The organism is Agreia sp. Leaf283 (assembly GCF_001422485.1).
In the GTDB taxonomy this organism is placed as follows: Bacteria; Actinomycetota; Actinomycetes; order Actinomycetales; family Microbacteriaceae; genus Agreia.
This window is the reverse complement of record NZ_LMNF01000002.1, coordinates 848263-863812: the sequence shown is the minus strand read 5'-3', so window position 1 is coordinate 863812 and position 15550 is coordinate 848263. Positions and strand designations below refer to the sequence as shown.

Here is a 15550-nt window from a genome sequence, read left to right as displayed (position 1 = left end):
GCCAGCGTCTCTGCGAGCATCATCGCACCTTGCAACCGACAAAGGAGTCCCGTTGTTAAACCCTCCAAAAATGACATTACGAGCCCGGTCGCACGCCCGTCTACTTGGCGTCGCCGTTCTCGCAGCTGCACTCATCGTGCCGATCTCCGTGACCTCCGCAGATTCAAGCGCGTCGGCCGCGCCGGTGGCTGGGCGCGACTGGTACGACATCCCCTCGGCTGCCACGGTGCGGCCGCTCGGCGACGTCGTACAGGGTCCGTGCGCGGGCTTCTTCCCGACCGGATGCGATGGCAACGCCGGCTTCTTCCCGAACTCGCTGCCCGGAATGGGTGTTCCGCTCGGCGGCATCGGCGCCGGGTCCTTCATGATCAACCAGTCGGGCATGTTCGGCCCGTGGTACTTCGGAGGATCGCAAAGCGACGCGTGGGAAGTGCGTACCCTTCCGCAGGCAGCACTCCATGTACGCGAGCAGATCGGCGACGGTCCCGCCGAGGTCCGCACGCTTGCCACCGACGGCGTCGAAAACGTTGGGGCGAACGGCCCCGTGCCCAGCAGGTCGTGGGAAGGCCCGCTGCCGGCCTGGAACACGCTAGAAACCGGTGACGCGGACTACTCCGCCCTGTACCCGTTTGGATGGATGACCTACAAGCCGTTCGCAACGGACATCTCCATGCGCTTCCACTCGCCGATCGTCGCGGGCGATGACCGGCGGAGTTCTCTACCGGTGGCTTACTTCGATGTGCGAATCGCCAACCACACCGACGAGCAGGCCGAAGTCTCCACCATGTTCACCATGCCGAACGCCCCGGCCCATGTCGGCAAGCAGCCGGCCACGATCCGGGAGGGACTTTCCAGCAGCTACGAAGTCGACGAAACAACCGGCATTCACGCGGTGACCCTCTCGGCAGACTCCGAAAGCAACACTCCTGACGCGTACAAGTCCGAGTGGACCGTCGCAGCAAAGGTTGACGAGGGCCAGAGCGTCAGCTACACGACCTCATGGGACGGCGAGGGCGACGGATCCGACATCTACGACCTATTCTCTTCAGACGGTTCCCTCAACGATGGGGCCCTCGATGACTCGGCCAGCGCCGGGGCAGTAGCAGTCTCCGCAACACTCGAGCCCGGCGAAGTCACCACCATCCCGTTCGTTCTGACCTGGGACTTCCCCGAGGTCGGTTTCGCTGACAACAACACGGTCTGGATGCGCCGCTACACGAACTTCTACGGAGCGCAGACGAACCAGACCAACGACTACGTTCCCGGCACCTATCAGTTCAATCAGAGCTACGAGATCGCTCGTGACGCCCTCAACGAGAGCGAGCAGAACCTCGCCGACGTCAAGTCCTGGTGGTCACCGATAGCCGAGTCCGGGGACTACCCCGACTGGATGAGCGAGTCCGCTTTGAATCATCTGGCCAATGTTCCCTTCCATACCTCGCTGTGGGAAGGCGGGCTGGTCAGGAACTCGGTGCCGGTGATCACCGGAGAGGATCGGATCGGTACTTCCGTGCCGGACACTCACAACTACCTCGGCGTGGACTCGAACGCGGGAGGCGTATCGACGCTGGGCATGGGAGGCGAAGTCGGAATCTACAGCAACATCCTCTACACAGAGATGTTCCCCTCGATCGAACGTGACCGGCTTAGAGGCAAAGTTGAGGCAATTCTCGCCGGTACGACGGCTGGAGATCCCTCGGACTTCGGGATGACCGGATCAACAGACCCTGCTGCTTACAACGCGGATGGCGACCCGTTCGTTACCTGGAACCAGGGAGCCACACCAGGCCCCGGGCGCGCATGGTTCCTTGACCGGCCATCCGAGAACATATTCAGGATGTACGACTACGCGCAACGGCACGACGACAAGGCCTTCCTCGAGTTCGCGTACCCGGCGATGGAGAAGACGTTCGCATTCCTCCAGCAGACGATCCCTGCCGATCTGCCTTTGCCTGAAGTTCCGTCGGCTCTCAATCCCAAACCGGATCTGTCCAGTCCCATCGCGATGTCGAACATCTACAACATCATTCCGTCGGACAGATTCGACTCCTACACGTCGATGCTGTACCTCCTGGCTTTGGAATCGATGATCGCAGCGGGGGAGCAGGTCAACGAGGACCCCGCACGGATCGCGGACCTCAAGGACCAGTTGGTAGCGGCCAAGAACGCGTTCGAGACGACGTTCTGGAGTGAGCAGAACGGGTACTACCGGTACACGCTGCCACAGGGAACGCCGGAGAACGACAGCGTTCTGCTGACCACCTTCCTGGCACAATCGCTGGCTGAGCGGGCCGGCCTTCCGGATCTCGTGCAGCCGGAGCGGTACAGGCAGCACCTTGAATCCATGTATCCGCTCGTGAGTGGCAAAACCGACGCAGCGGGTCGTTTGACCGGAGCAATCAACATGGGTCTTCCGGCCGGCAGCACCCAGTATCCGCTCGTGGGGACTTCCGGAACCATCTACGAACCCAACGTCTGGCCGGGCGCGAACTACGCCGCGGGTGCAACCTACTTCGCAGCGGGCGAGCGCTTTGGAAGCGACCGGCTAAAACAGGACGGATTGACGATGGCATCCGCGGTTTCCGCCCAGATCTGGGACGTCAGAGAAAACGGATACGAGTTCAATGCGCCGTTCCAATACGACGCGGTGAACCCTGCCAGGTACATCTACCCATCGTTCGAGAACAACCTCGCGATCTGGCAGCTCATCGACGTTGTCAGGCCGGACCCGGCAACGGAGACGCCTGGAACGACTCCGACCCCCGGTGATCCAGCACCTGGTGACCAACCAGCCACAGAAACATCGGCTATTGCCCAGGACAGGCTGGCGGCCACCGGGCAGAACCTCGAACTGCCCATGCTGGCCGGTGCAGTGCTGCTCATCGCGGGACTGGTTCTGCTACGTCGTAGAAGTCGCCGCCTCCAGCAGTAGATTCGGCCTTCCCAGTAGTGCCGAGAGTGACGACGGCGAGGTTCCCGTGAAAGGAACCTCGCCGTCTTCGTCTGCAAAGAACTTTTGCGCAACAGGTGGCCAGGACGGCGTCGAGTCTGGAATCGTCGTTGAAGACGCCGCCGTCGACCGACCGGACGATGAGGCTCGCGAACAAGGAGCACCCGTTGCGAACGATCGAACGATCTACCCCCATCTCCTCAGTGTTGATGCACGACGACGCGCGAAGAGTCCTGAGTTCGATCGCGCCCGAGGTGCTGGAGTCGCCGATGGTGGTGGAATTAGCCGACTTCCCCGTTGCACCCATCATGGGGCTCATCCTTGGAGACGACGATCCTCGTATCGACGAGATCATGAAGTCGATCGCAGACTACGAAGACCTGAGCCCAGTGCCGGCATCGTCGCCCCCGATCATCCCTCGCACGGACTACGAGCCGTCAGAAGTCGTAGCAGGAAGCGCCTCGATCGACCCGATAGCGACAGCGCGTCTGCATCGCCGTAGCGAGCTCGTGCTACATGGCCCGTCTCACGGCAATCCGTTTGTCGACGTCGAGCTCAATGCCACGTTCATTCTTGGACAGACAGAAATCAGCGCCGGCGGTTTCTACGACGAAGACGGCACCTACCGCGTTCGCTTCCTGGCGCCAGCAGTAGGCACCTGGACATTCGCGACGTCGTCCAACGCCAGATCGCTGGACGGCATCACGGGTGAGCTGCAGGTCGTGGACAGTGACCGCCGAGGCCCGGTGCGGGTAGTCGATGGACATTTTGCTTATGCCAACGGCACCCCACATGTTCCCGTCGGTACCACCGCCTACGCCTGGACCAACCAGACCACAGAGCTCCAGGATCAGACTGTCCAATCGCTCGTGGATGCGCCTTTCAACAAGATCAGGATGGGACTGTTCCCCAAGTCATTCATGTTCAACGAGAACGAGCCGGATCTCTTCGTTTTTCCTCGGGATTCCGAGGGCGGCTGGGACACGACGCGGTTCGATCCGGAGTACTTCCGCAACCTCGAACGACGCCTAGACGAGCTCGAGCAGCTGGGTATCGAAGCCGACCTGATTCTTTTCCATCCCTATGACCGATGGGGGTTCGCCACGCTGGGAACCACCGCAGATGACCGCTATACCTCGTACGTAACGCGACGTCTGGCCGCTTTCGCAAACGTGTGGTGGTCGATGGCGAACGAGTACGACCTCATCACAACGAAGAACCGCGACGACTGGGACCGTCTTGCAGGGATTGTGCAGGAGAACGACCACGTCGACCATCTGCTCTCTATCCACAACTGGGTCGATCTTTTCGATTACACGGCCGACTGGACAACCCATTGCAGCATCCAGCGGGGCGACCACACCATCGGCAAGTCTGTGGCGCAGTGGAAACGGCGCTGGCAGAAACCGGTCGTCGTCGACGAGTCCGGCTATGAAGGCGACATCGACCAGGGCTGGGGAAACCTCCCTGCCGAAGAAATGGTTCGCCGCTTCTGGGACGCGACAATGTTCGGGGGCTACCTCACCCACGGCGAGACGTACGTCTCAGACGACGACATTCTCTGGTGGTCCAAGGGAGGAACCCTTCAGGGTGACAGCCTTCCCCGTCTGGCCTTCCTGCGACGGATCATCGAGCAGTCGCCTTCCGGCCGCATCGACCCGCTGCCCAGCGACTGGGACTTTCCCACCGGCGGTGCCGGAAACTACGGGGTCACCTACTACGGTGGCCATCGTCCTCGCTACCGAGACATCCGCATCCCCGAAGGCCGTACAGCAGAAATCGATGTCCTCGACACGTGGGACATGACGATCGACCGCCTACCCGGCATCCACACTGGCCTCGTGCGCGTCGACCTACCGGGAAAGCCCTACTGCGCGATCCGGGTCGTCCTCAACGAGAACCATTCCGAATCCGATCGAATCGAGCAGAACGTATGACACGCACCAACTTCGACGGCGACTGGACCGTCGGACCGAACGTCAGTGTGTTCTCCGAGATCACGGGGGGCTCGACTTCGTCGGTAGCGGTGACGCTTCCCCACGACGCAATGCTGGCACTTCCCAGGAGAGCCGACGCCGAGGGCGGTTCATCCACTGGGTACTTCGAAGGCGGCGCGGTGACCTACCGCAAGGAATTCGACGCACCTGAGAGCTGGGCGGATCGGGTGATCGAGCTTGAGTTCGAGGGCGTGTATCGCGACGCCATGGTGTACCTGAACGGCGTCCTGATCGGTCAGAGGCCCAACGGCTATTCGCCGTTCCGCGTGCGGCTTGACCAGGCGCTGAAACCGGGACAACTGAACCGGCTGCGGGTCGATGCCCGCGCCTACCGCGACTCACGGTGGTACTCCGGCCTCGGAATCTACCGCAGCGTGTGGCTCCACGATCTGTCGCTGACGCACATCGTGCCCGGGGGAGTCTCCATCACCACACCCGACATCGACGACGAGCGCGCCGTAGTCGAGCTCTCCGCGCAAATCGCCAACCAGGATCGAGTGCCGTCAATCCGTCAGATGCACGCTGTCGTCCTCGACCCCGCCGGCAATGAGGTGGCGACCGGTGACACTGTCATCACAGTGCGGGCTAATGAGACGGCCACAGCACGTATCCGGATGTACGTCGAGAATGCCGAGAGATGGAGCCTCGACGCGCCGAACCTCTACACGCTGGCTGCCACCCTGCACAACGCTGACGCGATCGACGACGAGAGCACGTCCACATTCGGGATCCGGACCCTGCAACTCGATCCTCGGCGCGGGCTTCGCATCAACGGTGTCGAGACCAAGCTGCGGGGTGCGTGTGTGCATCACGACAACGGTGTGCTCGGCGCTGTATCGATTCCCGAAGCCGAGGAGCGACGCATCCGGATTCTCAAATCGGCCGGGTTCAATGCGATTCGTTCGTCGCACAACACGATCGCTCCCAGTGTCTTGGACGCGTGCGACCGACTCGGCATGCTGGTTATCGATGAGGCCTTCGATATGTGGACCGAAGGAAAGCAGCCATTCGACTACTCGCTCAACTTCGTCGAATGGTGGCGGCGCGACATCGAGGCAATGGTCCTCAAGGATCGAAACCACCCGAGCGTCATCATGTACTCGATCGGCAACGAGATCCTCGACGCCGGCAAACCGCTTGGAGCAGCCATTGGTCGCGACCTCGCCGAGGAAGTACGAGCCCTCGATCCAACCCGGTTCCTCACCAATGGAATCAGCGGTTTTGTCGCGACTCTGTCTGAGACGGTGCCGGAGATGAAAGCGGAGCTCGTCGGCGTGGAGGGCGGCATTAATGACGCGCAGGGCGTGGGAAAAGCCCTACTCGATCGGGTCAGCAAATCCGATTTTGTCACCAATGCGATTGCCGAGTCGCATGCGGTCGTCGACGTGGCGGGCCATAACTATGCATCTTGGCGCTATCAGGCCGAGAAGGATCTCTACCCGAACCGCGTCGTCGTTGGAACTGAAACGAACCCGGAGGATATCGCGGAAAACTGGACCCTCGTCACCTCAATGCCTTGGGTGCTCGGCGACTTCACCTGGACAGGTTGGGACTATCTCGGAGAGGCCGGCCTCGGTGCCGTGACCTACCCCGACAGCGACGGGGGCTGGGACGCCGATAGATTCCCGTCGTTGCTCGCCTACTGCGGAGACATCGACATCACCGGCTTCCGGCGGCCCGCGTCGTTCTTCCGCGCGATCGTGTTCGGCTTGCGATCCGACCCGTACATAGCAGTGCACCGACCGCGGACAGACGGGCGCGTTCCGACAGGCCTCGGCTGGGCGTGGACAGACAGCGTCTCTTCGTGGTCGTGGACTGCCGATGCGGGCACGCCGATGACGGTCGATGTCTACAGCGATGCCGACGAGGTCGAATTGCTTCTCGATGGCACTGTCATCGCGCGAAACGCCGCCGGCGGCGACCATGACTACTTGGCGACATTCACCGTGCCTTATCAGCCCGGCGAGTTGACCGCGGTGAATCACCGCAATGGAAGGGCGACGGAGAGGACAACCCTGCGATCGAGCGGGCCAGCAGTTGCAATACGGGTGGTCCTCGAGCAAGCGAGTTCCGCCTCCGTGGATGCGCACCGATACGTCATCGTCGAACTCGTCGACGATTTTGGCCTCGTCGTTCCGTATGACGAACGCATCATCACGGTCGAGACGACGGGCGATGCACAGCTGATGGGGTTCGGGAGCGCCCGCCCGTCGACCGACGACGACTACCTCGGCAACTCGTGCCACGCGTATCTGGGCCGGGCGCAAGCTGTTCTCCGGGTAACGGGCGATGAGTCAGGTGAACTCATCGCCCGCGCAGAGGGTCTCAGCTCAGGTCGAGTCTCGATCTGAGCAGGGCCCGTTCAGTAATCCGTGAGGATTTCGACCTGCGAAAAGAAGCTGCGGTCAACGCCACGCACCACCCGGCGCGGCCCCTCGACACGGAGCTGAGCCGTCACCGGGGTCGTCGCGGAATCGAAACCTGCGGCGACCTCGAGGGTGCCCGGCTCGACGGCCACCAGGCGGTCAATGCCCGACGCCGCCAGCTGATCGGCGGACACGGTGAAGCGCAGCACAGAGCTGGCCCCTGGGTCCAACCGGATCTCTGAGAATCCTGCGAGTTGCTGGAATGGACGAATGATTCCGCTGACCCGAGAACGCAGGTAGAGCTGCACGATTGTGGAGCCGGCGCTGCTTCCGGTGTTCGTGATCGGCACGTCGACGGTGAACTCGCCGTCCGTCGAAACCATCTCGGGCACCCTTAGGTCACCGAGCTCGAAACTTGTAAAGGCGAGCCCGTAGCCGAACGGATACGCAGGCTCGGCATCCAGATCCAGATAGCCATTGCGCGTCGCGTCAGACGACGCTGACCGACCACCGCTGCCCGTCGTCCGGTGGTGATAGATCGGCACCTGCCCGACGTGCTTCGGAATCGAGTAGGGGAGTCGCCCGACGGGGTCGCTGTCACCGATGAGAACGTCGACGATCGCAGAAGCACCGTAGGGTCCGCCGAACGAGGACATGACGATCGCGCGAGCCTGTTCAACTACGGCAGGCAATGTATAGGCACGGCCCTGGACGAGTACGACGATGAAAGGTGTGCCCGTTGCGGCCACGGCTTCGAGCAGGCGGGTCTGGGCGGCCGGCAATGAGATGTCTGCTGTGTCGCTGGCCTCGCCCTCGGTGCGCTCGCCCGCGAACCAGAGGCTCGCGCCGCCCAGAGCAACGATCGTCAGATCCGCGTCCGCTGCAGCAGTGACAGCTCTCGCCAGCTCAGACGGATTGAGATCATTCGTCAGCGATGAGCCCGACTCGACAGTTATCTGGGCGCCGCGGTCGGCGAGCGCGACTGCGAGCGACTTCGTGTCGTAGCGGTCACGACCCATGGCTGCGGCCTCGCCCGGTCGCACCAGATTCCGGTGCCATGCGTCTGCATCGTGGTCTACACCGACCATCGTCATCTCGCCGCCCAGATGAATGGCTTCGACCGCCTGCCGCCACGACACGTAGCTGTAGGCCGCGAATTGGAGCTCCGGAGCATTTGCATGCGGGCCGACGACGGCGATGCGTCGGCCTGTCGGATCGAGGGGGAGTATTCCGTCATTCTCAAGAACGACGACAGATCGTTGGGCGAGTTCGCGTGACAAACCGTCGCCCTCATGCGGCACAGCGTCCAGGTCGATGCTTCCGGTCGGATACGGCTGCTCGAACAGGCCGAGCCGGAACTTCGCCTCCAGAACCCTGAGTACGGACTCGTCGACGACAGACATGTCCAGCCGCCCCGCAGCTACCTCGCCGGCGAGCACCTGGCCGTAAGCGATGGTCTTCGGAAACTCGACATCCAGACCCGCGCTGATAGCGAGCCGTGCGGCCTCAGCGATGTCGCGGGCGACGCCCTGACGGAAGACGAGATGCTCGATGCTGGCGTAGTCGGCCGAGACGAAGCCGGTGAAGCCCAGTTCGCCGCGGAGAAAGTCTGTGAGGATCTCCCGAGACGCAGCGACGGGAATGCCGTCGATATCGGCGTACGTGTTCATGATCGAACCGAGGCCCGCCTGGTGAACGGCGGCTTCGAACGGAAACGCGAACACGTCTCGCATGCGTCGGGGTGATATCGCCGCGACAGAGGAGTTCATTCCTGCCTCGGGAGCTGCGTAGCCGAGAAAGTGCTTGCCGGTTGCCAGCACTCCTGAAGAGAGCTCTTCGCCCTGCAGGCCGCGAGTGTAGGCGACAGACAGCGCCGCGACGAGATAGGGGTCCTCGCCGTAGGTCTCGTGGACCCTGCCCCAACGCGGGTCGATGGCGACATCCATAACTGGAGAGAGAGCGTGCCGGAGGCCCATACGGATCATCTCCCGTCTCGTGAGGTCGGCCATCCGCTCAACGAGTGCCGGATTCCAGCCGGCGGCCAGTCCGATGGCCGTAGGGAAGATCGGATGCCCGCCCGCGAGGACGCCGTTTAGGGCCTCGGCATGGAAGAGCGCGGGGATGCCGAGGCGGGTGTCCTCGACGAACCGGCGCTGCATCAGTCCGACTGTGTCGGCGAGTTGACGCGCGTCGTGCAGGATCAGCTGCGAGATATGACCGGGCGGCGCGGCCAGCAGCTGCTCGGCGGTGTCCGCGGGCGAGCCGTCGGGCTTGATCAGCTCCCAGGCGAAAGTGCCCGCGAGCTGCGCGCACTTCTCTCCGAGCGTCATCCGCCCGAGGAGCTCGTGCGCGCGTTCGGGTGCGTTGGACAGGGCGTACGTGGAGTTCTTCATTGATTCTCTCTTCCAGGTGAGAAGTGTCGCGCAGAGCGCTGCCGCAGGTGCTAATGAACCTGCCGAGCGATGACCCGGTCACGGGGTCTGTTTCGCACGAGCAGCCAGAATGCCGCGGTCGCCGTGGTCATAGCTATGCCCATCACGACGCCCAATGGCGTCATGGTTGTGATGCCGATCGCACCGACGATGGGTGACGCCAGCCCCGCGAGGCCGAAATTCACAGCGCCCAAGAGCGCCGCTGCGGTGCCTGCTCTCGTAGCGTGGTCAGCGAGTCCCAGCGCACCCAGGCAGGGCCCGCAGGCGCCCGCAAGGGCCATAAACACCAGCATGCTGCCGAGAACGGGTGTAAGTCCGCTCCAGGCTTGAGCGATGAGTCCGAGCGAGAAGCCGGTGACGGCCATCGCTGGAAGCACGACAACAAGCACGTGTTGGGGAGATCGTCGCTGCGCGATGAACGCAGACATTTGAGTGCCTACGACGAAAGCCACGGCGTTGGCGGCGGATACGACGCCATACAGCTGAGGTGTCAGGCCGTATTGCTGCTGGAGAAGGAATGACGACGAAGACAGGTAAGCGAAGACGGAAGACACCATCATTCCGCCGATGAGTGCGATGCCGACAAACCGTCGATCCATGAGCAAGGTGCGGTAGCCACGCCAGACGGCTCGACGATCCGAACGGTCCAACCGACGTTCCAGTGCGAGCGTCTCCGGGATCAGGAACATCGACGCCCCAAGCACGGCGACGCCGTAAACCGCCACCGCGCCGAAGAGCCCGCGCCAGTCGAGAGCCACCATGAGTTGTGCACCCAGAAAAGGAGCGATAACAGGCGCGATACCGGTGAACAGTGCCACCCGTGCCAGGCCGCGAATGAGGTGTCGCCCTTCCGCGACGTCGCGCATCATAGCCATGGCGACGACGCCGCCTCCCGCGGCGCCGGCGCCTTGCAGTACACGGAGCGCCAGGACCCAGGTGATGTCCGGAGCTGCGGCGATGGCAACACTGGCAACGATATGCACAGCAGTGGCGATCAGCAGTGGACGACGACGACCGATGGTGTCGCTCCACGGTCCGACGACCAGCTGTCCGAGAGCGAAGCCGAGGGTGGCTGCGCTGAGGGTGAGCTGAACCCGGGCCGGAGTGGTCGAGAGGGATTCCTGCAACTGCGGGAAGGCCGGCAGGTACAGGTCGATCGTGAGGGGTCCGAGCACGGCAAGGAAGCCGAGGATGATGATCAGACGAGTCGACACGCGAGGTGCCGTCGCTGCGATGGTGGTTCTCTGCGGCACGGAGTGCCCCTTCCAGAAAGGTGATGAGCATTTCCGGGGCGGAACCGGCAGGGGCAATAAGTCCCCGACGAGATGCTGTCATGCAGGTGACGCAATATCGAATTGTTGCGCAAAAGCCGCTGTAGCGTTGCTGCACCCACGCGCTGTGTCTTTATCCCGTTGTTGCGCAAAAGGTCGTGGACCAGATAGGCGGCTACGTAGGCTGACGCGACGGCACATCAAGGGAGACCTATGCAGTACGGCGGCGACTACAACCCTGAACAGTGGTCTGAAGAGACCTGGGTAGAGGACGCCCGGCTGATGCGCGAGGCCGGGGTCACGCTCGTCACGGTCAACGTATTCTCCTGGTCAGTCATCCAGCCAGCGGAGGGCGTCTTCGAGTGGGAATGGCTCGACCGTGTGCTCGAGAATATGCACGCAAACGGTATCGATGTGGATCTCGCCACAGGCACCGCATCGCCGCCGCCGTGGCTCACCGAGCAGTACCCCGGAGTATTGCCGCAAGATGAGAACGGGGTAAACCTCTGGCCAGGTAGCCGCCAGCACTACTCGCCGACCTCACCCGACTACCGACGCCTCGCGGCGACGCTGGTCAGCGCTCTGGTGGAACGCTATGCGCGGCATCCGGCAGTATCGATGTGGCATGTGAACAATGAACTCGGCTGCCATGTCGCCTACGACTACTCCGATAACGCACGCGCGGCCTTCGCAGAGTGGCTCGAGCAGAAGTACACCACCATCAAGGCGTTGAACACAGCCTGGAACACGGCCTTCTGGTCGCAGCGCTACACATCGTTCGCCCAGATCATCCCTCCGCGCAAGACGCCGTCCTTTCCCAATCCCGGCCTGGTTCTCGACTTCAAGCGATTTTCCTCCGACGCCCTCCTTGACCTTTTCGTGATGGAGCGGGACATCGTCCGCGCTTCTGGCGCGACGCAGCCCATTACAACCAACCTCATGGGGGCATTTCCCGGAGCGGACTACTGGAGCTGGGCCGAGGAGATGGACGTGGTCAGCAATGACGCCTATCCCGACCCGAACGATCCCGAGGCCTTTCGCTCCATGGCTTTTTCGAGCGACGTCATGCGGGGCCTGAAGCCGGACCGGCCGTGGTTGCTCATGGAGCAGGCAACGAACGCGGTGCAATGGAGGCCGACGAACGCGCGCAAGCAACCCGGAGTGATGTCCGCCTGGTCTATGCAGTCCGTGAGCCGAGGCGCCGACGGCATCCTGTTTTTCCAGTGGCGCCAGTCTCGGGCAGGAGCAGAGAAGTTCCACTCCGCGATGCTTCCGCACTCAGGAGAGAAGTCTCGAGTGTTCCGGGAGATCAGCGCATTAGGGGCAGATTTGAAAGTTCTTCCTCAGATGGGGACTGGGTCGAGAGCGCGCGTCGGGATCGTGTTTGACTGGGATTGCTTGTGGGCAGTCGAGGGGCCAGCGATGCCCGTGACGCTGGATTACCACGCCATCGTGCAACGCTGGCACGCCGCCCTACACCGCCAGCACATCGGCGTCGATATCGTCAGCGCACGATCCGACCTCAGCAGCTACGCCTTGGTTATCGCCCCCCTGCTCTACCTCGTCACCGATGAGAGCGCCGCGAACCTCTCCAACTACGTCGAGAACGGCGGACATCTGCTCGTCTCAGCGTTCACCGACGTGGTCGACGAGACCAACACGTTCCGGGCCGGCGGGTACCTCCAGGCGCTTGGAGCCGTATTCGGCGTTGCGGTCGAAGAATACGACGCACTAGTCCTCCCGGGAACAGGAGGACCGGGATATCGCGAAGCCAGCTTCACTGTCGACGGGACCTCCATCCGCGGTGAGTACATGGTCGACGAGTTACACCCTGAAACGGCTGAGGTCGTGGCCGTTTTCTCAGACGGCCCGATCAAGGGTTCCCCGGCATTGACGGCAAATGGTTTCGGTTCTGGTGTTGGCTACTACATCGCAACGATCCCGGATGACGCCGGAATGACATCGATTCTCGCCTGGGCCGCCGAACGGGCCGGAGTGGGCCCGGAGCTGACGGGACTACCGGAGGTCGTCGAAGTGAGTCGGCGCGACGAACACCTTCTCCTCATCAATCACGGGTCTGAGGCGGTGTCGCTGATTATCCCAGCTGACGCATCCGAGGCAGGCAAGAAGGAAGAGCGACTCGAGCTATCCTTCCAGGGATGGACTTGGCTTCATCGGCCTTAATGATCACGCGCCACAGTGGCTGATGCGAATACCTCGTCGAGGAATGCCTCCATCGCTGCCCAGCTGCGGGCGTCGGCCTTCGGCCGGTAGCTCGCGAGCATCGGCTGGGTGAACGCGTGCGGCGCTCCGCTGTAGCTGACGACCTGCCAGTCCAGTTCCGGTCTGGCGCGCATTTCGTTCTCGAATGCGACGACGGCCTCGTCGGGCACGACCGGGTCGTCGGCGCCGGTGAGCACGAGCAGCGGCGCGCGGAGGTCGGCCACGTCGGCGGGCTCGTGGGTGATGAGTCCGCCGTGGAAGGAGACTGCGCCAGCGATGGGCGCTCCCGTGCGGGCGAACTCGAGGGTGGCCGAGCCGCCGAAGCAGTAGCCGATCACCGCGATACGGTCGGGGTCGACTCGGGAATCCGAGCGCAGGCGATCGAAGCCGGCTTCGACGCGGGCGCGAAGAAGCTGCTGGTCGGCGTAGAACGCGCCGGCCACGGCGGGCGCTTCGTCGCCCTGCGGGCGCACGCCAGCTCCGTAGATGTCTGCGGCGAAAGCCACGTAGCCGAGGCGTGCCAGCATCTCGGCGCGCGCGTGCACGTATTCGCCCTCTCCGTACCAGTCGTGGATGACGAGCACTCCGGGCCGCGGTCCTGTGGCGGAGGAGTCCCAGGCGAGAGAACCCTCGAGGGAGGAACCATCGTGTTCGTATGCGATGCGCTCCGACTGGATCGAGGCCCCCTGTCGAAGGAGGACACTGTCGACGAGCGCCTGGTGTTGCGGACTGAATGTGGATGTGGGGTCGGTGGTCGTCACGCGGTTGGCCTTTCGCTGAGCTGGATCGTCTTCATTGCGACGTCGAGATAATCGCCGAAGGTGTCGCTGCGGTCGGAGGCGAACCAGGCCTGGCGAGCCGCCTGCATGCAGGCGAACGCGGCGCCGACGATCGCGGCGGGTCGGGGATCGGACGGGTCGTCGCCGCGGGCGCCGAGGCGCCCGGCAACGCGGCCTATGAGGAGCTGCTGAACGCGCTGCATCTTCTCGAGGTAGCGAGCGTAGAGCTGGGGGGTGCTTCGCACTATCTCGTCCATGGCTTCGTTCCGTGCGCGCTGATAATCGTCCTGCACGTAGTCGAGAGTGGTGTCGAAGACTCGACGAAGCGACTCCCAGATCGGCTCGTCTGCGGGTCGTTCGTCGAGAGCTTCAGCCATTCGATCCGCGAACAGGTCGTACTTGCCGATGACCAGGTCGTCTTTCGATGGGAAGTACCGGAAGAAGGTGCGCTTGGACATGCCTGCGGCCGCCGCGATCTGATCCACCGTCGTGCCGTCATAGCCCTGGGCGACGAACAGGTCCTGCGCTACCGACGTCAACTCGGTCTGGGCGAGTCTTCGGGTGCGTTCTCTGATCGGTAACGGGGTGGACTCGCTCATGGGCCCAGCATACTCTAAGGCGCACACTTGACACCCGGTGTCACTAAAGGCATATAGTCTCTCTAGGCGCCGGAACGGCGTGAGATATCGAAGGAGCATCATGAGCAAGGTTTGGTTCGTCACCGGTTCGTCGAAGGGCTTCGGCCGGGAATTCGTCATCGCCGCGCTGGAGCGCGGTGACAGGGTTGCTGCGACCGCCCGGAATATCGACACCCTGAGCGATCTGGTCGAGAAGTATGGCAAAAAGGCCGTTCTGCCGCTGCAGCTCGATGTCACTGACCGCGACCAGGTGTTCGCCGCCGTCGAAGAGGCCCACGACACCTTCGGTCGTCTCGACGTCGTGATCAACAACGCCGGCTACGGACTATTCGGAACGGTCGAGGAGATCACCGAGCAGCAGCTTCGCGACCAGCTCGAGACGAACCTGTTCGGCGTATTCAACGTCACCCAGGCGGTTCTTCCCATCCTCCGAGAGCAGGGCTCCGGTCACATCATCCAGATCTCGACCATCGGCGGCATTGCGGCCTTCCCCACGCTCGGCGGCTACCATGCATCCAAGTGGGCCCTCGAAGGGCTCACGGAGTCGCTCGCGCAGGAGGTCGCCGGCTTCAACATCAAGGTCACCCTCGTCGAGCCCGGCGGGTTCGACACCGACTGGGGCAGCGCATCCGCTGTCGTCGCCGACGCGCAGCCGCAGTACCAGGGCCTGCACGACGCGATGAAGGCCCGGGCCGGCGGCGAGCAGCCGAAGCCCGTCGGATTCGGCTCCGCCATCCTCAAGGTCGTCGACGCCGAGAAGGCGCCCCTTCGGGTGTTCTTCGGCGAGCAGCCCACCCAGATCGCGCCGCACATCTACCAGCAGCGTCTCGCCGAGTGGGCCGAGTGGGCACCCGTCTCCCGCGAAGCCGAAGGCAAGTAGCACTACGCAGGGAA

Annotated in this window: 9 protein-coding genes; 5 read left to right on the top strand and 4 right to left on the bottom strand. The window is 63.0% G+C overall.

What is annotated here, in order from left to right; translation table 11 throughout:
* The first annotated feature begins 70 nt into the window (after positions 1-70).
* From ASF51_RS12875 to ASF51_RS12865, 3 genes are all read left to right on the top strand, one after another.
* Entirely contained in the window at positions 71-2932 is a 2862-nt protein-coding gene (locus tag ASF51_RS12875; RefSeq protein WP_055930212.1) for a GH116 family glycosyl-hydrolase, read from the top strand.
* A gap of 128 nt (positions 2933-3060) precedes the next feature.
* Positions 3061-4887: a DUF5605 domain-containing protein gene (locus ASF51_RS12870; protein WP_235497233.1), complete on the top strand. Its 1827-nt coding sequence runs from the start codon at positions 3061-3063 to the stop codon at positions 4885-4887.
* A complete protein-coding gene (locus tag ASF51_RS12865) occupies positions 4884-7298 on the top strand; it encodes a glycoside hydrolase family 2 TIM barrel-domain containing protein (protein ID WP_055930206.1) in 2415 nt (804 codons plus the stop codon). The genes ASF51_RS12870 and ASF51_RS12865 overlap by 4 nt, the downstream gene beginning before the upstream one ends.
* Positions 7299-7309: 11 nt before the next feature.
* Here ASF51_RS12865 and ASF51_RS12860 read toward each other — a convergent pair whose 3' ends face one another.
* A complete protein-coding gene (locus tag ASF51_RS12860; RefSeq protein WP_055930203.1) occupies positions 7310-9706 on the bottom strand; it encodes a glycoside hydrolase family 3 N-terminal domain-containing protein in 2397 nt (798 codons plus the stop codon).
* 50 nt (positions 9707-9756) lie between these two features.
* Positions 9757-10998 (bottom strand): Bcr/CflA family efflux MFS transporter, encoded by a 1242-nt coding sequence (locus ASF51_RS12855; protein ID WP_055930200.1) that lies wholly within the window; start codon positions 10996-10998, stop codon positions 9757-9759.
* A gap of 231 nt (positions 10999-11229) precedes the next feature.
* On the opposite strand from ASF51_RS12855, the gene ASF51_RS12850 reads away from it, so the two are divergent.
* A complete protein-coding gene (locus tag ASF51_RS12850; RefSeq protein ID WP_055930197.1) occupies positions 11230-13200 on the top strand; it encodes a beta-galactosidase in 1971 nt (656 codons plus the stop codon).
* Here the strand turns inward: ASF51_RS12850 and ASF51_RS12845 are convergent.
* Together ASF51_RS12845 and ASF51_RS18780 are read right to left on the bottom strand one after the other, a co-directional pair.
* Positions 13197-14000: a dienelactone hydrolase family protein gene (locus ASF51_RS12845; protein WP_055930194.1), complete on the bottom strand. Its 804-nt coding sequence runs from the start codon at positions 13998-14000 to the stop codon at positions 13197-13199. The two genes, ASF51_RS12850 and ASF51_RS12845, sit on opposite strands and share 4 nt — an antisense overlap.
* Positions 13997-14617, bottom strand: coding sequence for a TetR family transcriptional regulator (locus ASF51_RS18780; protein ID WP_055930191.1), 621 nt, complete (start codon positions 14615-14617; stop codon positions 13997-13999). The genes ASF51_RS12845 and ASF51_RS18780 overlap by 4 nt, the downstream gene beginning before the upstream one ends.
* 100 nt (positions 14618-14717) lie before the next feature.
* Between ASF51_RS18780 and ASF51_RS12835 the strand changes: the two genes are divergently transcribed.
* The gene (locus ASF51_RS12835; RefSeq protein ID WP_055930189.1) at positions 14718-15536 is read left to right on the top strand and encodes an SDR family oxidoreductase; all 819 of its coding nucleotides are present in this window, start codon (positions 14718-14720) and stop codon (positions 15534-15536) included.
* Positions 15537-15550 lie beyond the last annotated feature (14 nt).

What these genes read in the sequence shown, in the direction of transcription:
- ASF51_RS12850 (WP_055930197.1), top strand. Translation starts at nt 11,230, where the DNA reads ATGCAGTACGGCGGCGACTACAACCCTGAACAGTGGTCTGAAGAGACC.
- ASF51_RS18780 (WP_055930191.1), bottom strand. Translation starts at nt 14,617, where the DNA reads ATGAGCGAGTCCACCCCGTTACCGATCAGAGAACGCACCCGAAGACTC.
- ASF51_RS12860 (WP_055930203.1), bottom strand. Translation starts at nt 9,706, where the DNA reads ATGAAGAACTCCACGTACGCCCTGTCCAACGCACCCGAACGCGCGCAC.
- ASF51_RS12865 (WP_055930206.1), top strand. Translation starts at nt 4,884, where the DNA reads ATGACACGCACCAACTTCGACGGCGACTGGACCGTCGGACCGAACGTC.
- ASF51_RS12835 (WP_055930189.1), top strand. Translation starts at nt 14,718, where the DNA reads ATGAGCAAGGTTTGGTTCGTCACCGGTTCGTCGAAGGGCTTCGGCCGG.
- ASF51_RS12875 (WP_055930212.1), top strand. Translation starts at nt 71, where the DNA reads ATGACATTACGAGCCCGGTCGCACGCCCGTCTACTTGGCGTCGCCGTT.